The 19,475-nt window shown below is 41.7% G+C and carries 21 protein-coding genes, 1 tRNA gene and 1 pseudogene; 14 read left to right on the top strand and 9 right to left on the bottom strand.

Features of this window, described 5'->3' with window-relative positions:
- Position 1 precedes the first annotated feature (1 nt).
- Genes BKH46_RS02250 through BKH46_RS02235 form a run of 4 tightly spaced genes read left to right on the top strand, consistent with a single transcriptional unit; the run spans position 2 to position 3,233 of the window.
- Positions 2–1,357 carry an FAD-dependent oxidoreductase gene (locus BKH46_RS02250; RefSeq protein WP_095225205.1) on the top strand — a complete coding sequence of 452 codons (1,356 nt, stop codon included), beginning with the start codon at positions 2–4 and terminating at the stop codon, positions 1,355–1,357.
- A gap of 9 nt (positions 1,358–1,366) precedes the next feature.
- Positions 1,367–2,185 carry a metal ABC transporter permease gene (locus BKH46_RS02245; RefSeq protein WP_095225204.1) on the top strand — a complete coding sequence of 273 codons (819 nt, stop codon included), beginning with the start codon at positions 1,367–1,369 and terminating at the stop codon, positions 2,183–2,185.
- Between the two features lie 18 nt (positions 2,186–2,203).
- The gene (locus BKH46_RS02240) at positions 2,204–2,413 is read left to right on the top strand and encodes a DUF5408 family protein (protein WP_095225203.1); all 210 of its coding nucleotides are present in this window, start codon (positions 2,204–2,206) and stop codon (positions 2,411–2,413) included.
- Entirely contained in the window at positions 2,403–3,233 is an 831-nt protein-coding gene (locus BKH46_RS02235; RefSeq protein WP_095225202.1) for a hypothetical protein, read from the top strand. Before BKH46_RS02240 ends, BKH46_RS02235 begins: the two co-directional genes overlap by 11 nt.
- Before the next feature lie 15 nt (positions 3,234–3,248).
- On the opposite strand, the gene BKH46_RS02230 is transcribed toward BKH46_RS02235, so the two are convergent.
- The 8 genes from BKH46_RS02230 to serS are packed head-to-tail and all read right to left on the bottom strand — an operon-like array spanning position 3,249 to position 11,927.
- The gene (locus BKH46_RS02230) at positions 3,249–3,827 is read right to left on the bottom strand and encodes a phosphoribosyltransferase family protein (RefSeq protein WP_095225201.1); all 579 of its coding nucleotides are present in this window, start codon (positions 3,825–3,827) and stop codon (positions 3,249–3,251) included.
- Entirely contained in the window at positions 3,824–4,402 is a 579-nt protein-coding gene (gene tmk, locus BKH46_RS02225; protein ID WP_095225200.1) for a dTMP kinase, read from the bottom strand. Before tmk ends, BKH46_RS02230 begins: the two co-directional genes overlap by 4 nt.
- Positions 4,387–4,899, bottom strand: coding sequence for a pantetheine-phosphate adenylyltransferase (gene coaD / locus BKH46_RS02220; protein ID WP_172402537.1), 513 nt, complete (start codon positions 4,897–4,899; stop codon positions 4,387–4,389). Before coaD ends, tmk begins: the two co-directional genes overlap by 16 nt.
- Positions 4,881–5,453, bottom strand: a complete 573-nt coding sequence (locus BKH46_RS02215) for a UbiX family flavin prenyltransferase (protein WP_095225198.1) — start codon at positions 5,451–5,453, stop codon at positions 4,881–4,883. Before BKH46_RS02215 ends, coaD begins: the two co-directional genes overlap by 19 nt.
- The gene (gene flgA, locus BKH46_RS02210; RefSeq protein WP_095225197.1) at positions 5,450–6,124 is read right to left on the bottom strand and encodes a flagellar basal body P-ring formation chaperone FlgA; all 675 of its coding nucleotides are present in this window, start codon (positions 6,122–6,124) and stop codon (positions 5,450–5,452) included. Before flgA ends, BKH46_RS02215 begins: the two co-directional genes overlap by 4 nt.
- Position 6,125: 1 nt before the next feature.
- A complete protein-coding gene (locus tag BKH46_RS02205) occupies positions 6,126–8,171 on the bottom strand; it encodes a UvrD-helicase domain-containing protein (protein WP_095225196.1) in 2,046 nt (681 codons plus the stop codon).
- Positions 8,168–10,627 (bottom strand): tetratricopeptide repeat protein, encoded by a 2,460-nt coding sequence (locus tag BKH46_RS02200; protein WP_095225195.1) that lies wholly within the window; start codon positions 10,625–10,627, stop codon positions 8,168–8,170. Before BKH46_RS02200 ends, BKH46_RS02205 begins: the two co-directional genes overlap by 4 nt.
- Before the next feature lie 10 nt (positions 10,628–10,637).
- Entirely contained in the window at positions 10,638–11,927 is a 1,290-nt protein-coding gene (gene serS / locus BKH46_RS02195) for a serine--tRNA ligase (protein ID WP_095225194.1), read from the bottom strand.
- Positions 11,928–12,364: 437 nt separating this feature from the next.
- On the opposite strand from serS, the pseudogene tatB reads away from it, so the two are divergent.
- From tatB to BKH46_RS02160, 7 genes and pseudogenes are all read left to right on the top strand, one after another.
- Positions 12,365–12,628: pseudogene (tatB, locus tag BKH46_RS09735) on the top strand (Sec-independent protein translocase protein TatB); the annotation flags it as partial.
- A 299-nt stretch (positions 12,629–12,927) separates the two neighbouring features.
- Positions 12,928–13,698 (top strand): twin-arginine translocase subunit TatC, encoded by a 771-nt coding sequence (gene tatC / locus BKH46_RS02185; protein WP_095225192.1) that lies wholly within the window; start codon positions 12,928–12,930, stop codon positions 13,696–13,698.
- On the top strand, positions 13,699–14,742 hold the full coding sequence (gene queA, locus BKH46_RS02180) for a tRNA preQ1(34) S-adenosylmethionine ribosyltransferase-isomerase QueA (RefSeq protein WP_095225191.1): 1,044 nt from the start codon (positions 13,699–13,701) through the stop codon (positions 14,740–14,742). It begins immediately after the preceding gene.
- Positions 14,739–15,317: a 16S rRNA (guanine(527)-N(7))-methyltransferase RsmG gene (gene rsmG / locus BKH46_RS02175; RefSeq protein ID WP_095225190.1), complete on the top strand. Its 579-nt coding sequence runs from the start codon at positions 14,739–14,741 to the stop codon at positions 15,315–15,317. Before queA ends, rsmG begins: the two co-directional genes overlap by 4 nt.
- The gene (locus BKH46_RS02170) at positions 15,317–15,529 is read left to right on the top strand and encodes a PP0621 family protein (RefSeq protein WP_095225189.1); all 213 of its coding nucleotides are present in this window, start codon (positions 15,317–15,319) and stop codon (positions 15,527–15,529) included. The genes rsmG and BKH46_RS02170 overlap by 1 nt, the downstream gene beginning before the upstream one ends.
- The gene (locus BKH46_RS02165) at positions 15,526–15,906 is read left to right on the top strand and encodes a hypothetical protein (protein WP_095225188.1); all 381 of its coding nucleotides are present in this window, start codon (positions 15,526–15,528) and stop codon (positions 15,904–15,906) included. Before BKH46_RS02170 ends, BKH46_RS02165 begins: the two co-directional genes overlap by 4 nt.
- A 46-nt stretch (positions 15,907–15,952) precedes the next feature.
- Positions 15,953–16,040: transfer RNA gene (locus tag BKH46_RS02160), tRNA-Ser, on the top strand.
- Positions 16,041–16,576: 536 nt separating this feature from the next.
- Here BKH46_RS02160 and BKH46_RS02155 read toward each other — a convergent pair.
- Positions 16,577–16,801 (bottom strand): hypothetical protein, encoded by a 225-nt coding sequence (locus tag BKH46_RS02155; RefSeq protein ID WP_143428900.1) that lies wholly within the window; start codon positions 16,799–16,801, stop codon positions 16,577–16,579.
- 165 nt (positions 16,802–16,966) lie between these two features.
- On the opposite strand from BKH46_RS02155, the gene BKH46_RS02150 reads away from it, so the two are divergent.
- The 3 genes from BKH46_RS02150 to BKH46_RS02140 are packed head-to-tail and all read left to right on the top strand — an operon-like array spanning position 16,967 to position 19,435.
- Complete coding sequence (locus BKH46_RS02150) at positions 16,967–17,431, top strand: Fic family protein (protein WP_095225186.1); 465 nt, start codon at positions 16,967–16,969, stop codon at positions 17,429–17,431.
- A 26-nt stretch (positions 17,432–17,457) separates the two neighbouring features.
- Entirely contained in the window at positions 17,458–17,898 is a 441-nt protein-coding gene (locus tag BKH46_RS02145; RefSeq protein ID WP_095225185.1) for a hypothetical protein, read from the top strand.
- Positions 17,899–17,911: 13 nt separating this feature from the next.
- On the top strand, positions 17,912–19,435 hold the full coding sequence (locus tag BKH46_RS02140) for a class I SAM-dependent DNA methyltransferase (RefSeq protein WP_095225184.1): 1,524 nt from the start codon (positions 17,912–17,914) through the stop codon (positions 19,433–19,435).
- Positions 19,436–19,475 lie beyond the last annotated feature (40 nt).

Here is a 19,475-nt window from a genome sequence, read left to right as displayed (position 1 = left end):
CATGCAAAATGAGTTTGATGTAGTCATCATCGGTGGTGGTGTATCGGGCTGCGCGGCCTTTTATGCGTTGAGTGAATATAGTGATATCAAAAGGATTGCTATTGTAGAAAAATGCGATAAGCTTGCAAAAGTAAGCTCAAGCCCCAAAGCAAATTCCCAAACAATCCACGATGGCTCTATTGAAACAAACTACACTGCTGAAAAGGCCAAAAAAGTCAAGCTTTCTGCGTATAAAGTCAGACACTATGCCTTGCGAAAAAACTTGCAAAATAAAATCATCTTTGAAAATCAAAAAATGGCTATTGGCGTTGGTGATAGCGAATGTGAGTTCATGCGTAAGCGTCACGAGAGCTTTTTAGAGATTTTCCCACAGTTGGAGTTTTTTGACAAAGCTAGAATCAAGGAGCTAGAGCCTAAGGTGATTTTGCGCTCTGATGGGAGTGATCGGCCTGAAAATGTGGTCGCTTCAGGCTTTCAGAAAGATTGGTGTGCGATGAATTTTGGGCTTTTGAGTGAGCATTTTGTCCAAGAAGCCAAAACTCTCAATCCCAGCAATGAAGTCTTTTTAAACTTTCGGGTCAAAAAGATAGAGCCGCGCGCAGGGGGCTATGCGCTCATATCTGAAAATTCTGATGAAATCTATGCAAAATTTGTGCTTGTCAATGCGGGCTCTTATTCTCTCCCTTTGGCTCAATCGATGGGCTATGGTATGGATTTGGGCTGTTTGCCTGTTGCAGGGAGTTTTTATTTTGTGCCTGATTTGCTCAAAGGAAAGGTCTATACCGTGCAAAACCCCAAGCTCCCATTTGCAGCTGTGCACGGGGATCCTGATGTGGTGATCAAAGGAAAAACTAGAATGGGTCCTACAGCCCTCACAATGCCTAAATTAGAGCGTAATAAGCATTGGTTTGGGGGGATCAGTATGGAGTTGTTTAAGATGGATTTGAATAAAGAAGTCTTTAAAATTGCCTTTGATCTCTTCTCAGATAAAGAAATCCGTGATTATGTGTTTAAAAATATGATTTTTGAATTGCCTTATTTTGGGAAGAAAAAATTCCTCAAAGATGCACAAAAAATTATCCCCTCTTTGCAGCTTCACGAGCTTGAGTATGCAGAGGGCTTTGGAGAGGTGCGCCCTCAAGTGCTTGATCGGAGCAAGAAAAAGCTAGAGCTTGGTGAGAAAAAAATCGCTACCAACAAAGGGATTACATTTAATATGACGCCCTCTCCAGGGGCTACTAGCTGTTTGCAAAATGCCTTAGTGGATGCCCAAGAGATTACAGCTTATTTGGGTGGGAAGTTTGATTTAGAGAGATTTTTTCAAGATCTTTCCCCCGAAGAGCTCAAGACTCTCTAAAGCGATGTGATGGTAGAGCTTTTATCTTATTCTTTTATCCAAAACGCACTGATTGCTTCGTTTTTGGTGAGTATTTGTGCGGGGGTGGTGGGCTCTATTGTTGTGTCGAATAAAACGGTGTTTTTGACTGGTGGGGTTGCCCATAGTGCTTTTGGGGGCGTGGGCGTGGCTTTATATTTTGGCTTCAATGCGACTTTGGGAGCCTCGCTTGCTGCTGTGCTGATGGCGTTGTTGATGGTGTATGCGACCTTAAAGCATAAAGACAAAATCGATACCTTTATCGCAGCGAGTTGGGCGCTTGGTATGGCAGTGGGGATTATTCTGATTGATTTGACTCCTGGTTATGGGAGCGATATCACGAGCTATCTTTTTGGCTCTATCATCGCAGTAGCTAAGGGCGATATTGTGAGTATTGCGGTGTTTGATGTTGTTTTGCTTGTGTTTGTGGGGTTTTATTATCGTGAATTGTTGAGTATTTTTTATGATAGTGAATTTTGTCAGCTCAAAAAAATCCGTGTTTTGCTTTTCAATACGATTATTTTTATCCTCGTTTCTTTGGGCGTGGTGATGAGTATGGGTGTGGCAGGGCTGATTTTGGTGCTTTCGATTTTATCGATCCCAGCTTATATTGCTACAATGTTTGTATCATCGCTGCGTGTGCAGATGGTTTTGGCTTGGTTTTTGTCGTTGGTTTTTATGTGGGGGGGATTTTTTGTTTCTTATGTTTATGATTTGAGTGTGGGGGCGTGTATCGTGGTGATTTCAGTTGCGGGCATGAGCTTGGCTATGCTGTTTAAAAAGATATTTTATAATTTCAGAATCCTATAAGGAAGGCTAGCCCTATCAATGAAAGAGTCCGAAAAAGAAAATCTCGCCTTGCAAGCAGCTAGAAGGGCTGTGCGGATTGTGATTTTTATCGGTATGTTTGCTGTCTTGTTGGTGATGATTGATATTTATGTCTTGCTCAATCAGATCACAGCGACTGCGCACATGAGCAGAGAAATCCATACTTTGCAAAATCAAATCAAAATTTTGGAAGATAAACTTGATCAATAAACTAAAAATATTCGGTGCGTTTGTGTTTTCTATGTGCGTTTTAGAGGGTCAAGATTTTTGGTGGTTTAGACCTTATGGGACTCTTTCGATGGGACTTGTGGGCTATACCTATAAAGAGCCTGATTTGATGAGTGTGAGTGGACCCATGGGGGTTCTCTCTGGCATGGGGGGCTTGCGTTTCAATCGTTGGCTTAAGAGCGATTTGGAGCTCTATTATGCTACAGATATGGGTAGAAATATCTATGATGGTGCGATACAAACGATCTATAACACTGGCAGGGTTGAAACGATCCCTGTCAAATCCCGTTCTAGCGATTATTATTGGGGCGTGGCATATCGCGTGGGGCTGAATATTTTAGCCAATGAAAGGGACGATATTTTGGGCTTATATACAGGCTTGGGGTATCGGTATTTGCATAATCAAATACACGGCATTGGTGCATACCTAAGAGAGCAGAGCTATTTGTATTGGCTCATTGGCCCTAGGTTGCGGATTCGTATCAATGAACACATCAGGCTCAAAGCCGATGGGGAGCTGCGTGTGCTGCTTACAGGACGTAATACAAGCCATATGACAGATATTGGGTATGATAACAATCTGCATTTCACGCAATCAGGTGGTATGGGCGCTAGAGTCGCCTTGGGGGCAGAGTTTTTTGTGAGTAAAAAGCTTGCTTTGTTTGTGCAAGGCACTTTTGATTATTGGGGTGTTGATGCTTCAGATAAACGCCGTGCGTGCAAGGTTAATGATTGCTCGCTTTTTGTTGAACCTGCGAATTCAACGATTGCCTATGGGGTTGAGGTCGGGCTTAGTTATTGAAATTTGATATGTCTTTTAATGCCCTGCGTTGCATAGGGCGATACCAAAGCACACATTTGCCCCTGCTTTTTCTAATGTATCGATAGCTTCAGCCATCGTTGTGCCTGTAGTGATGATATCATCGACCAAAAAGAAATCTTTAGAGCTATCACCTTTGAAGGTCAAATTTCTTGGGTTTTGCTGTCTGTATCGGAGGGATTTGCCCGCATAATGCACGATATTTTTTGCCTGCAATGCCCCATAAGTGGCTTTAAGGCCATAGCGGCAAAATGCTTTGAGTATGATGGCAGTATGTGAATAATAGCTTCTGGGGCAATCATCAATCCCTATGCCATAGAGCTTAGATTGCTTCCAGAGCGATGGGTTTGTGGGGCTGAAAAAATAATCGCTAGCTTTTTGAGAGAGCATTGCAAATATCCGACTCCCAAAGACATAATATTTGCTTTTGAGTAACATATCAATATCGCTATAGCGATAAAAGCTATAGATACTCACCCCTTTGATGACGCGTATTGAGGGCGTGATATTGATTTGAGAAAGACATTGGGGGCAGATGGGCTTGAGATAAAATCTCGCACAAAGGACACATTTCATTGATGGGTGGTGATGATTTGCTTGATTTGTGTATGGATTGCTGCTTTGTCTTGGCTAGCTGGGATTATATAGAGCTGGCAGCCTAAGTCTTTGGCTGTGGCCTTGAGTGCTTCTTGGACTTCTAGGAGATAGCTAATGCCTCTGGATTCAATGGTGTCGTGAGATTTTTGTGCAAGCCGAGAGGTGAGCGTGCTGAGGTCTGTTTGGAGCAAGATAACGACATCAGGGATTATGTGGTCTGTGGCAAATAAATTGAGTTCTTTGGCTTGCGGGATAGATGCTCCATAGGCAATGCCTGAGATGATACTTCGGTCTGAGATGATGAGCTTGTCTTGATGGGGGGCGATGACTTTTGCTGTGTGCTCAGCCCTATCGGCTAAAAATAGCAAAAACTCTGTTTTAGGGGCGAGGGTGTCTGTTTGATTGGTTTGGTGCAAGATGATTTGACGGATCTGTGCTCCTAAGGTGCTTCCACCTGGTTCTTTGGTAAAAATCGCTTCTGGATAGCTGTCTTTGAGTAATGCAATTTGCGTGGTTTTGCCTGAGGTGTCCACTCCCTCTAGTGCGATATACATACTTGTCCTTTGAGCTGGAGGATATAGTGATAGACTTTTTCTGGGATTAAATGCGTGACTTTGCCGTGGTGCTCTAAAATACTCCTTACAATAGAAGAGCTGATAAAGGCGTTTTTTAAAGTGGGCATAAAATAAATTGTATCGAGTTCATCATTGAGCGAGGCGTTGGCATAGCCCATTTGGAGTTCGTATTCAAAATCACTCACCACACGCAAACCTCTGATGATAAGCTTGGCTTGGTTTTCTCTGGCAAAATCAGCTAAAAGTGTCTGAAAGCACACACACCGAATATTGCCAATCCCCTCTGTGGCTAGCTCCATCATCTTTTGGCGGTCTTGGTGCGCAAACATCGGGCTTTTGGAGCTTGATTTGGCGATGGCTATGATCACTTGGTCAAAAAGCTCCACACTGCGTTTGATGATATCTAAATGTCCGTTGGTTACAGGGTCAAAGGTGCCAGGATAGATAGCAATTTTTTTCATCTCTTTTCTCCCCATCTAGTATAAAGATGATTAGGAATACCCAGTGCGTCCAGCCATTTGCCGATGAGAAAATCCTCCATAGAATCTAGCTCTTTAGTCTTGGCATAATACCCCAAAACAGGGGGTGCAATGATTGTATGCAGGCGAGAGAGCTTGAGCATATTTTCTAAAGCGATACTTGAAAATGGCAGTTCTCTTGGGGCGAGCAGAAGCTTTTTTTGCTCTTTGATCATCACGCTAGCACATCTTGATATCAGCTCATCACTGATCCCACAAGCAATTTTAGCTAGCATATTCATACTTGTTGGTATCACAGCCATCATATCGACCCCAAAGCTCCCTGAAGCGATATTTGCTCCAATCTCATCTTCATCAAACAAAGTGAATTTACGCCCTTGCGTGCTTGTATCTAGCAAAAAATCCATCTCTTCACCCATTTCTTTTTGGCTCACAAGCTTAGCGCTTTCTGAAATGATGACAAAAAGTTCAATTTCTTTGGGGATAGCTTGGATAAATTTAATGGCTAAACGCACGCCGCTTGCACCACTGATACCTACGATCATTTTCATAAAACTTCTCCTTTGCCTTTGTCGATGACTTTGACACGAATCATTTTTTTGCTCTCTGGGTTGATGGCGTGGATCGTTTGATTTTTAGAGCCATTTTCTTTGGCAATCAATGTGGTTTCTAGGTTGATATGCCCATCTTTGATGATACCTTTGAATAAATCGTTTTTATAGATGAGGATTTTAGCTTGGATTTTATCTGCGGTGATGATGGTGTTTGCAGGTATGTAGGATTTGGCACTGATTTGGTCGATTTGTGTGTCTTTGATGGGGAGTTGTGTGATTTTATCTAGGGGGATTTGGTCTTTGGTGGTGTTGGTGGTATCGATATTTTGGGATTTTTTGATTGCAGTTGTAGCGCGATAGACATCAATGGAAGCTTCGATTTGGTATTCTAGGGGGATTTTGAGCGCACTATTGTGGTAGATGGTGTTTAAAAGCAAGATACCAGTTTTTTTATTCAGATATTTGCTATCTAGGCTGTATGAAGAGATTTGATAGTCCTTGATAGCGATATTAGGGGGTGGGGTGAGTGTGATAGCTTTGATTTTGATGTGATAGGGTTGGTAGTGTTTTTGGTAGGCTTGCGCGAGGTAGTCTTTGATGGATTGGGTGTTTTCTGCTCCCCAAAGCCCATAGACAAGGAAAAAAGATAGGAAAAATCTTAGGAGCATTTCAGACCTTTTGGACAAAGGAGGCTAAAATATCTCTTTGTAGCCCCCCGAAGTTGATTTTGAGTTTGGCGTTTTTGCCCTTGCCCTCAATACTGATGATTCTACCTGAACCAAAGATTTTATGTGATATCAAATCTCCACTTTTGAACTCTCCCTCGCTCAAAGTTGCTGTTTTATTCCCCAAAAGCCCTGCTTCTTGGAGGAAACGCGATTTTTCTAGTTCTGTGCGCTTGCCTTTATAAAATCTCGAATCTACATAGGAAATATACAGCTCATCTTTAGCGCGCGTGAAGGCGACATAGCCAAGGCGACGTTCTTCTTCGATATCGCTCTCTTCACGGATCAAAGGAAAAAATCCTTCTTCAAAGCCTGTGATAAAGACATATTTGAACTCAAGCCCTTTAGCAGAATGCACGCTCATACACGATATGCTCCCTTGTATGGGGGTATCAGCATCAGAGCTCAAAGAGAGGTCATTGAGAAAGTCTTGCAGAGAGTTTGATGGGGATTGGATATAGTAATCTCGAAACATACCATAAAATTCTTCGATATTAGAGATTCTATCAATGGATTCATTGGAGTGATCCAAGCTTGTGGCTAAGTCAATTTCAGTGATAAAAATATCGATAAATTGCAGCATAGAAACATCTAAATATTCTCTAAGGGTAGAGATAGTGGAGAAGAAATCATTGAGTGCTTGATGGGTTTTATCTGTGAGCACTCCTGTGTATTTGCCAGATTGATGGGCTTGATATACTGAGAGGTTAGCACTTTGGGCGATTTGATAGATTTTTTCTTGCGTGGTTTTTCCAATCCCTCGCTTGGGTTTGTTGATGATACGAGATAGAGAAAAGTCATCGTTGGGATTGAGGATAAACCGCAGATAGCTCAAGATGTCTTTGATTTCAGCGCGTTCATAAAAACGCATTGCCCCGATGAGTTTATAGGGGATTTTAGCACGATTGAGGCCTTCTTCGATACTGCGTGAGAGGGCATTGAGCCTAAAGAGAATAGCGATTTCATCAGGACTCCCGCCATTTGCAAGTATTTTTTTGATTTCTGCAGAGATTTGATTGCTCTCTGTAGTTTCATCATATGCGTGCAGCAAAGTGATTTCTTTGCCCTCTCCTTTTGTGCTGACTAGCTCTTTACCCAGTCGGGAATAGTTGTGTGCGATGAGGGTATTAGCGATGGTGAGGATTTGCGTGCTTGAGCGATAGTTTTGCTCGAGTTTGATGATTTTTGTATTTTCAAAATTATCTTTGAATTCTAAAATATTGCTGATATCAGCCCCGCGCCAGCCGTAGATACTTTGGTCATCATCGCCCACGACACAGAGATTTTGATGGGCGCTGCAGAGCTTTTTGAGTAGTTGGTATTGCAGATAGTTGGTATCTTGATATTCATCGACCATAATATAGCAGTAGCGTTGGCTGATTTCTTGGGCTAGGCTTGGGTGCGTATCTAAGATCTCATAGCTGAGGGCTAAGAGGTCATCAAAATCAAGCATATTTTTTGATACTAAAAAATCTGTGTAGTCTTGATAGATTTGCGCTAAGAGCTTTTGGTGTCTGTCTGAGGCTGTGCTTAGGGCTTGGGCAGGGGAGATGATGGAGTTTTTCATCTGTGAGATTTGGGATTCGATATAGCCGATTGGGAGGCTTGTGGAGAGGGTTTTGAGGATTTTTTTCTTATCATCACTATCAATCAAGACAAAATCAACCCCACGCTCGAGATAATGGATATGGAATTTCAAAAATAGCAGTCCAAACTTATGGAAAGTGCATAATAATGGCGGGTGGGTGGTGTCGTTGCTGATGAGCTTTAATGCCCGCTCACGCATTTCAGACGCGGCTTTATTGGTAAAAGTGAGGGTCAAGGTCGCACTTGCAGGGATACCCACTACATCAATGAGATAAGCCAAACGCGTGGTGAGCGTCTTGGTCTTCCCACTCCCTGCCCCTGCAAGGATAAGCATAGGACCATCGATATGTTGTATGGCTTCTTGTTGGGCGGGATTGAGTTGTGATAGGATTTGTGTATTCACTGCTTGGGTGCTGCCTTTATCTTTTGGGTATCGATATCAAAGTCAAAATACTCTGACTTGAAATTGCTCGCAGCAATGGAATTATAATGGTTGGCTGCTGCTCTGAAATTGCCCACTTCTTGATAGAGCAAGCCCAGTGCATAGCGGCTTTCATAATTAGTCGGCGTATCCATTTTAGAGAGCTGCAAGAGGAGCACAGCATTTTCTGGATGCCCAGCACCCACCGCAGCAACAGCGCCCATAAATCTCGTATGTGCGTCATCTTCTTTGAGATTTTCAATCAAGGTATTATAGAGTGTGTAGGCTTTTTCAAATTTGTGCTGATAGATATTGATGAGTGCGATGGCTTGGATAATGCCATTGGGTATGTCTGTCTGGGAGATGAGCTTTTTGTCTAAAAGGCTCTCTTGGGTCTGCAGAGAGCCCGTGATAAAGCCGATATAGACATATAATTCTCTAGCAAATGCCGGACCATAATAGACGCTATTGAGGTCAAATCTATCAGATAAAAATAGATTATAGAGCTTGAGGGCTACTTGTTTGAGGTTGGTATCATAGTTGTGTGCGAGCTCAAGGAGAATATTGGATACGATATCTTTAGGATAGAGGGCTTTGAGCTCACTGAAGGCTTGGATAATCTGTGTTTTATCTTTGTTGTGGATACCATAGGCAGCTTTGAGGGCGTAATGGATAGGGTATTTTTGGGGAGATTGGTTGATCCAATCCATATCATCACTGATATTGTTGGTCAAATATCCGATAAAAGAGGATAAAAATTTCTTTTCTGTGGGCGAATCAAAAGGGATACTTTCAAAATCTTGGGATATTTGGTGCAGAATACGGCTAGTGTCTTGATGGATAAAATTAGCTGCCATAATGGCAAATAAACCCGAAGTGATGTCATAGGTATTGAGATGATAAGCACGCAAAAAATGCTCATAAGCCTTTTGAAAATCGCCCATTTGTGCATAGATTAGCCCGAGATTGTAGTGCAACACAGCGTGGTTGGGGTTGGACTTGGCTGAGTGGAGCAAGTCAGTGAGTGCGCCACGGATATTGTTTTTGCTGAGTTTGATGAGGGCTTTGGCAATGTTTTCATTGATAGCAGAGATCGTCCCCCCTTGGATTAAGATATTTTTGGCTTCTTGGATATTTCTGATATCTGAGAAAATCCCTCCCTCTCGAATGATACTGAGTGCCTTTTTAGCGTCAAAGACACGGAAAGGCGCATAATAAAAGATGATTTTATAAGGGATTTTTTCTTGCGTTTCAAAGTTTCTATTCCAAAACTCCTCTTGGGCGAGATTCACATCAAAGAGCGAACGATTCAGAGTGATTTTGATGGGATAGATTGTTAGGGCTTTTTGGAACTGGGTTTTGTCATTTGCGATAGCATCTAGCGTGTTGGCTGCTGCACTGAAGTTACCCATTTTTAGGTCGATGATTTGGAGAGCTAGGAGAGTTGGGAGATCCCTTGGGTGCGTGCTGAGGTATTGATAGAGATAGCTTTTGGCCTTGCTGTATTCGCCTATGCGTGCGTGCAAAAGTCCTAATGACTTGTAATCTTGGGGCGTGGCGGCTTCTTGGAGTTGGAGCAGGGCGTTGTAATTGTCATTGAAGATAAGAAAAATCTTTGAGGCAAGGCGATGGCTTGGTGCGCTAAAGCTATCTGAATTGGGGTTTAGCAGCGGGGAGAGTGCTTCAAAATAGTAGCCGTTGTAGTATTGGATCAGGGCATAAAGATATGAATAAAAAGGCTCGTGGGCAGAATCAGAGAGATGGGAGTTAGCGAGTTTGAGATAATGTGTATAGAGATCAGGGCGTTGGAGATAATACGCACTCACCATTGCATCGATAGCACTCAAGCTAGCATTTTCCCCTGAGGCGATTGAGCGTTCAAATGAAGTGATCGCATCGGCATAATTTTGTTCTTTGAATTTGATTACACCTAAGTTGAGATTGGCAATCGACTGGGAAAAAGAAGCGATATTGCGAAAGATATTGAGTGCTTCAGATCTATCCCCGCTGTGATAGAGCAAGTTGGCTTTTTTGATGAGATTATCAAGGCTTTTGTCATTGATAGAGGGGACTTTTGGCTCTAGCTTGGGTAAGGAGGGGAGTGTCCATTTGGGCGTGTCTGTATTGATAGGCTCTTTGGGTGTGGGCGGGGTTTGTGTGGGGGTTGGCGAAAAGATTGCGACTAGTAGCCAGATCAATAGCGCTAAAAGCACGATAGAAATAGCAGCAATCAGGGGAAAAAATATCTTTTTGTCTTGCTTGAGCTTATGGTAATAGGCAATGATGGTGCTTTGTAGAGATAAAAATATTTGATGTTCTAAAAGAGGTCGGAGCTTGGCATTGATTTTGTCTTTGAAGGAACTAGACTCTTGTTTGCTCGATGGGGTATCCGTGATGGAGCTGATAGTATTTGGGGTGTTTGGCTTTTGATTTGGCATAAAATCTCAATCAAAGATATTTCTGCAAGACCTGCGGAATGATAATATCGCCATCTTTTGTCTGATAATTTTCCATGATTGCTACAAGCGTGCGACCCACTGCTAAAGATGAGCCATTGAGTGTATGGACTAGTGAATTTTTTTTGCCATCTTTGAAACGAATCTTTGCGCGTCTGGCTTGGAAATCGCAAGTATTGGAGATAGAGCTGATTTCTCGATAGCAGTTTTGACCAGGAAGCCATACTTCTATATCCACGGTGTTGCTAGCAGAAAAGCCCATATCCCCACTGCATAACTGCATCAAGCGATGGGGCAAGCCCAACGCACTCAAAATCCCACTAGCAGTTTCAATCATTTTTTGCTGCATTTTTTGGCTTTCATCAGGGTGCGTGAGGGCTACAAGCTCGACTTTATCGAATTGGTGCTGCCGGATCATACCCCGCGTATCCCGCCCTGCGCTCCCTGCTTCTTTACGGAAGCAAGGGGTGTGTGCTGTGAGCAAGATAGGCAGGTCTTCAATGGGTATGATTGTGTCATTATAGAGATTAGTCAGAGTGATTTCTGAAGTAGAGATCAAATACAGCTCATGCCCCTTTGGCTTTTGCCCCAATGGGCTATCGATGTCTTCAAGATCCCCGCTTACCTTAAACATATCGTCTTCAAATTTAGGCAACTGACCTGTCCCTAAAAGCATATCTTTATTGACAATCACAGGCGTAGCGACCATCTCAAAGCCTGCTTGTTGGTTGTAATCAAGCATAAAATTGATGAGTGCAAAATTCAGCTTTGCGCCCATACCTCTGAGGACAGAAAATCGGCTTTTAGCAAGCTTGACGCCTGCTTCAAAGTCAATCCAGCCGTTTTTTTGCGCGAGTTCCCAGTGTTCTTTGGGCGTGAAGTCAAATGTTTTGGGTGTGAGGATTTTTTTGATCTCGACATTTTCTTTTTCATCTGCACCGATGGGGGTTGCGCTATCAGGGAGATTGGGGATAAGGAGCAAGATGGCATTGAGCTTTTCTTGGAGTGCGTCTGTTTCTTCTTTGAGCACAGAAGCTTTTTGTTTGTTGGCTTCGAGTGCGTCTTTGAGCTCTTGTGTAGGCTTGCCTTGGTTTTTATAATCTGCAAAGATCTTGGAAGTTTTGTTCTGATAGGCTTGGGAGGCCTCTAGCTCTTGTTTTTTTTCTTTATAGCACATGGCTATGTCTTTGAGGTTTGCCAACAAGGCTGGATCGAGGTTTCTGCTTTGGAGTTTTTGGCTTACGGAGCTAAAATCATTGAGCAAAATTTTTATATCTATCATGGGTCTGCCTTATTTTTCAAGAGAACTTCTTGGAATTTTATCAGAATTTATCTGAAGTGCAAGCATAATCTATTCCCCAAAAATTCTCCATTTCAAGCACTGGATAGTCCTTGTATGGGGGATTTTTTTATAAATTACTATGCAAATTATAAAAAGGCCTAGATGGCTGTATTTGCTTTTATGCTTTGTTTTTAGCCTTTAGACGTGGTGGAAAAAAGGGGGGGGCTTGATGAGAGAGTGGGGTTGATGATGGGGGGTTTTTTGAGAGGGGAGCTTTTTGAGAGAGGGAATCAATCCCCTCCCTTTCTTTTTTTAGATGAGAATTAGATGAGAAAATAAAAAAGCTTTTTTGATTTCAAAGTAAAAGTTTAGAATTTTTGTTATACAATGGAGTCCAAAAGATTCTATATAAAATCGGCTTATATTTAGGGTATTCAATGTTTGGTATGGGTATTTTTGAGATTTTAGTTATTTTGATTGTTGCAGTGATATTTTTAGGTCCTGAGAAGCTCCCCCAAGCGATGGTAGATGTTGTGAAGTTTTTCAAAGCAGTCAAAAAGACACTCAATGACGCCAAAGAAACCTTTGATAAAGAGCTCCAAATCAGTGAAATCAAAAAAGAAGCCCTAGAATACAAAAACCATTTTCAATCCCAAGTCGATGGTATCACCAAGGATATTCAGCTCAAAGAAATCGATGAAATGTTTGGAGAATACAAGCAAGAAGACTCACCCCAAGCACTCCTAGCCCCTGAACCTACTGCGACTCTAGCGACTGCCCCCACGCCCCCAGAGCCCAAAAAGCGAGGCCGCAAGCCCAAAGATCCCAACGCCCCTAAAGACCCTAACACACCTTTAAAAGCCAAAACTCAATCTAAAACCCCATCTCAAAAACCCAAAGTAGTTTCTAGCCCCAACAAAACTTCCCAAGATACCCCCTCTTACAAGCCTAAAGGCACGGGCTTTAAAAGAACATCAAAACCCCTTAAGGACGGCTAAGTATGTTTGAAGATTTGAAGCCCCATATTCAAGACTTGCGTAAAAGGCTGATGATTTCTGTCGCAACGCTTTTGGTGGCGTTTTTGGTGTGTTTTAGTTTTTGGACACATATTTTTGAGTGGATCAAAGCCCCCTTAAATGCGGCATTTAGCTCCCAGCAAGTCAAGGGAATGCTCGTGCAAATATCCCCAGCTGAGGGCGTTATTGTCGCTATGAAGGTGAGTTTTTTTGCTGCTTTGGCGATTTCTGTGCCGGTTATTTTTTGGCAGTTATGGCTTTTTGTCGCGCCGGGTTTGTATAAAAATGAAAAAAAAGTAGTTTTGCCTTTTGTGTTTTTTGGGACTTTTATGTTTGTCATTGGGGCGGGATTTGCCTATTATGTGGTGTTTCCTTTCACAATCAAGTATATTTTGATGTTTGGTAATGAGATGTTTGAGGCCAATATTTCAGCTTCAAGCTATGTGACTTTTTTCACGCGTTTGGTTATTGGTTTTGGTATCGCCTTTGAGCTGCCTGTGTTGGCGTATTTTTTAGCCAAAATAGGCTTGATTACAGATGCGACTTTGAAGCATTATTTCAAATATGCTATTGTGATTATTTTTATCCTAGCAGCCATCATCACCCCACCAGATGTGATTTCACAAGTTTTTATGGCCCTGCCTTTGATAGGGCTTTATCTCCTTTCTATTTTGATTGCTAAAATCGTCAATCCCGCACCCAAGCCATCAAAAGAATCATCACCAAAATCATCAGAAGAAAAGACGCAAGAATAAATGATTGCACAGGATTTTTTGCTCCAAAGCTATGATTATGCCTTGCCTAAAGCCCTCATTGCCTCTTATCCTGCGAGCCCCAAAGAGAGTGCGAAGCTTTTAGTGTATGATCGAACAAAAGACAGCCTTATTCATAGTGATTTTTATCATATTTTTGATTTTATTCCTCCCAAAGCCCTCATTGTCCTCAACGACACTAAAGTCATCAAAGCTAGGATTCATAGCAAAAAAGAGAGTGGCGGGAGTGTGGAGATTTTATTCCACCATCAAATTTCTGATGGCTTGTATCTTGTCCAGATGAAAGGCAAGGTGCAAGCTGGAATGGTTTTATCTCTCAAAAATGGCTATATGTGCCAGATCAAAGCCCTCCAAGAGGGGGGGTATCGCCATGTGATATTTCTCAAAGACAATAGGGCTTTAGGGCTTTCTGAGGTCTTAGAGATGTTAGAGCGATATGGGCAAATGCCTATCCCTCCTTATATCAAGCGCCCCTCTAGTGAGCTAGATAGCAGTGAATACCAAAGTGTGTTTGCCAAAAACTATGGCGCTATCGCTGCTCCCACGGCTTCTTTGCATTTTTCTACTACGGGCTTGGAGCGCTTGAAAAAGGAATTTCAGCATTGTTTTTTGACATTACATGTCGGGGCAGGGACTTTTGCAGGCGTGGAGGTAGCAGATATCAGAGAACATCAGATACACACAGAAACGCTTTGTATCCCGACCCAGACAATGCAAGCGCTTGATGGGGCTAGAGAGATTTTGTGTGTAGGGACTACAGCGCTTAGGAGCGTGGAATATTATAAGAGATTGCCCCCAAGGACAAAACAAGAAGATTTATTTGCCTTGTGCGATATTTTTCTCCATCTTGGTAATCCTGTCCTCCATACACAGCACCTTTTGACTAATTTTCATCTGCCAAAATCAACGTTGATTATGCTGGTAGCTTCGATGGTGGGTTTAGAAAAATGCAAAGAACTCTATGGGATTGCTATCAAAAATTCTTATCGATTTTATTCTTATGGCGATGGAATGCTGATTTTATGAATTTAGAGAAGTTGTCGCTAGAGTTTGGGCTTGATAGAGTCGCTCAAGAGAGATTGGTGCTGTATGGAGAGATGTTGCTTTTGTGGAACAAAACACATAATTTGAGTGGTATCAAAGATCTAGCAGGCTTTTATGAAAATATTTTAGACGCTATCTATCCTCTTAAATTTATCTGTGATTTTGATTCTTGCTTGGATATTGGCAGTGGGGCGGGTTTCCCTGCTTTGGCACTAGCGATTTGCAGACCTTTGAGTGCGTTTATCTTAGTCGAGCCGCGTTTAAAGCGAGCGGGGTTTTTACATCAAGTGGTTTTGAGTTTGGGGCTAGAGCATATCGTGGTTAAAAAGAGCCTGATTGAGCACTTAGAGCTTGCCCAAGACCAAAAAGTCGCATTGATCACTTCTAGGGCTGTGATGGGCTGTGGGGAGCTGATAGCAGAGGGCAGGAAGTTTTTAAAGAAAAATGGCTATTATTTATTTTATAAAGGCAGTCATCTGGACCAAGAGATTGCATTTGCCCCAGATGAGTGCGTTTATCGAGGGAATCGAGCTTATTTTTATAGGAAGGATAGATAATGCGATTGTTGATACCATTGGTGATTGTTGGTGTGGTGGTGTGGTATTTTTTCTTGAGAAAATCGCCCAAAAAGCCCAAGGGCAAGCAAGATGTGGAGATAATGGTGGAGTGCTGTGAATGCGGGACTTATATTTCTTCTCAAGAAGCTGTTTTGAGCGGGGGGAGGTATTTTTGTTCAAAAAAATGTTTATATCATGAGGGGCAGCAATGATTATTATCGGTCATTATGGGATCGCTTATCCGAAGTTTAGAAAAGTTTCTGATTTTACAGAGATTGCCAAGGTGGAAAATCATGCCATCGTATGGTTTGATGTGTGCGATGATAAGGGGTATGTCCTCTCCCATCATTGCCTCCAAAATCGCGTCAAATATGCCCTGAGAGTGGATAATGTTACAGATTTTGTCATCTATGCAGCCCTAAAGCCTGTGTATATTATCCTTGAGAAATCCCCAGAGCTCTATCAAAAGATTGCTGAGTGCTATTTGATGGATACTAAAATCCTCTATGTGATCCAAGAACAAGGCGAGATTGAGGAATTAGCAAAAATGGGTATTGATGGCGTGATTTTTAGACAGGTTTTAGAATAAACAAGCTACAATAACGCCTTTAAAAGTATTTTAAAATTTTGTTGATGGGGAGATGTCCGAGTGGTTGAAGGAGCACGCCTGGAACGCGTGTAAGGTGCAAGCCTTCGAGGGTTCGAATCCCTCTCTCTCCGCCAGTTTAAGCCAGTTTCACACTAGCTTTTGTTTTGCTCGCACACCATAGGTTTAGAGGAGTATGACTCTAGTATACCCTTAATTTTACCCACAAATAGCCGATTTTCAGACATTTCTATACAATGCCCCTTTTTCAAAAGTCACTGCTTAGGTCTTTTAGGCTCGGAGTGTTGTCTCTACAGTCAAAAGCTGTTTAACTAATTGATAATCAAGAGGCACATTTCTTGTTATATCGATGACTAAAACTTCATCCTTGTTGAACTGCTTTCTATGAATCCATAAAATGTTTGTTATGACTGTCTTTGGTATTAACAATAATCACAACTTCATAACCAAGGAATCTGAACGTATAACTCATTTTACCCAAATACTTATGCTCGCCTAAGACAGTCATTTGGTCTATATAGCCACCAGTATCTCTTCGATAGATTAGCGGCAAGAATAGATTGCAATCATCAGCAATATCTTCTTTTAGTATACCAAGAGCGATATCTTTATACTTGCCAAGAGGAATTGGATTTGATGCTACAGATGCTCGCTACCATAATGAGATAAAAAATTTATGCAGCATATCTATATTGCAATTTGCTGAAGCTAGCACTCGGCACTGGCTACCTTCAAGTTCTTTTGTGAAACCTTGTTTAGGCAGAATATGGTTTAAAATTTTATTTATGTAGCCATCTAATTTGCCAATTTTATTATCACATTTAGCACACATTAAAGGTTCTTTCACTCCATTTTGTTGACTAGTATCTCTATCCATACACCTGTTTTTAGTATCAATACCAATAAAAGTAGCTAACTAATTATTATTTTTCAACCACAAAAAACTTTTTCCTGTTCTTTAAATGTTGTGTAGGAAGATGTGATACAGAAGAGGTCTTGGAGGCCGAGGTAGATTTCTTCTTTGCCATCCATAATGTGATTGATGATGGTCGGCGATATTGATAAAATAAGTCAGGCGATTTTGGACGATTTGCTCCGCTTTGAGTCAGGAAGTGCTATTGGCACACCTATAGATGATGTTGCCAAGGTTTCAAGCTATGTTGCTGTGCTTAATCAGGGGCTCGAAAGAATCGAAGGAGGATTTCCACTCTCGCTTCGTCTTATTCGTGAAATTCACAAAACTTTGCTCAAAAATGCTTGTGGTAAAAACAAAACTCTAGGAGAATTCCGAATCAGCCAAAACTGGATTGGCGGGACTAGACCATCAAATGCACGGTTTGTTCCTACTCCCCCTGACAAAGTTATAGAGGTAATGGGTGATTTGGAAAAGTTCATGCATGAAGAGGATAAAATCCCCTTGCTGGTTAAAGCAGCCCTCATACATCAGCAATTTGAGACTATCCACCTTTTTTTGATGGCAATGGTCGTACTGGGCGTGTCCTTATAACGTTTTATCTATGTGATCGTGGATTTTTGAAATCGCTGTTTTTATATTTATCGCTATTTTTTAAGCAACATCGCGATTTATATTATAAAAAACTAAATGAAATCCGCAAAACTGGTGATTGGGAAGATTGGCTGAACTTCTTCCTTGAATGTGTGGCAGTAACAGCAACAGATGCTAAGAACACTTTGCTTAAAATTAAAAAGATATTTGAAGCTGACGATGACCGGGTTGCTAGCATTGGTCGTGCCCATGAATCTGCTGAAGCTGTTTTGGCAGAGTTTAAGCAAAAACCGCTTTTGACTATCACAGAAATAACCAAACAAATAGGTTTTGCTAAAACAACGGCAATCGGGGCTGTTAATTGCTTGATAAACCTTGGCATTATCAAAAATATCAGCGAAAAGAAATGGGGGCAAATTTACTCCTATGCAAAATACATAAACCCATCAATCCCCAATGAAGAATAAAGAGGAAGGTAAAATGGCACAAAATAATACGGCAGATTTGGGGTTTGAAAAGAAAATATGGGATATGGCTTGTATCTTACGCGGCAATATGGACGCGACGGAGTATAAGCACATTATTTTGGGGCTTATCTTCCTTAAATATATCTCTGATAAATTCGAAATCAGATACAAAGAGCTTGAAGCCGAGGGGGAGGGCTTTGAAGAAGATGTTGATGAATACAGAGCTGAAAATATATTTTTCGTGCCCCCTGAGGCCAGATGGGGTGTGATTGCAGAAAATGCCCACACACCAGAAGTTGGAAAAATCATTGATGGTGCGATGGAGGCTATTGAGCGAGAAAACAAAAAGTTAAAAGGTATTTTGCCCAAAACCTATGCGCGCCCTGAGGTGGATAAACGCCGTTTGGGCGAAGTTGTAGACTTATTTACCAATATCGCTATGGCAGAACATGGCGATACTAAGGATATTTTGGGTCGAGCTTATGAATATTGCCTAGCTAAATTTGCCGAACAAGAAGGAAAACTAGCAGGGGAGTTTTATACCCCAGCTTGCGTGGTGAAGACTCTTGTTGCAGTGTTGCAACCATATGCTGGTCGTATTTATGACCCAGCGTGTGGCAGTGGTGGTATGTTTGTTCAGTCTGCAAAGTTTGTGGAAGCACACCAAGGCAATATCAGCAACCTTTCTGTTTATGGGCAGGATTCTAATCCAACAACTTGGAAGCTATGCCAGATGAACCTTGCTATTCGGGGGATTGAGGCAGACCTTGGTAAAGCTGCAGCAGACACTTTTTTTAATGATCTCCACCCGATAATGAAGGCTGATTTTATTTTGGCAAATCCACCTTTTAACCTTTCAAACTGGGGTGTGGATAAGTTGAGTGGAGATGTGCGTTGGAAATATGGGCTACCACCAAGTGGGAATGCAAACTTTGCTTGGTTGCAGCACATGATCCACCATTTAAGCACCAATGGGCGATTGGGTATGGTGCTCACGAACGGGTCGCTGTCATCACAAAGTGGTGGTGAAGGAGATATTCGTAAAAAAATTATTGAAGATGATTTGGTCGAAGGTATTGTTGCCATGCCACCACAGCTTTTTTACACAACACAAATCTCTGTTTCTTTGTGGTTTTTGAATAAAAATAAAAAGCAAAAAGGCAAAACCTTGTTTATTGATGCACGCAATATGGGCACGATGATCAGCCGTCGCCTACGCGAAATGACAGATACTGATATTAAAAAGATTTCTGATACTTTTATGACTTTTCAAGAAGGCAAACTTGAGGATAAAAAGGGCTTTTGTGCAGTTGTCGATATGACTGAAATTGCAAAACAAGATTTTATTTTGATCCCATGGCGCTATGTTGGGCTGGCCCAACAAGAAGAGGACGCTGAACCATTTGCAGAAAAAATGGCAAGACTAACCAGCGAACTATCTGAAATGTTCAAACAAGGCCATATTTTTGAGGAAGAGATTAAAAAGCAGTTAGGAGCGATCGGGTATGAGATGACTACTGGGAAACTAAATAAATAAATTAAAATAGAGATATGTAATAGTGTTGTAGAAGATGAAT

Origin of the sequence: Helicobacter sp. 12S02634-8 (assembly GCF_002272865.1) — a bacterium.
Classification (GTDB): Bacteria; Campylobacterota; Campylobacteria; order Campylobacterales; family Helicobacteraceae; genus Helicobacter_J.
This window is presented reverse-complemented; position numbering and strand designations above follow the sequence as displayed.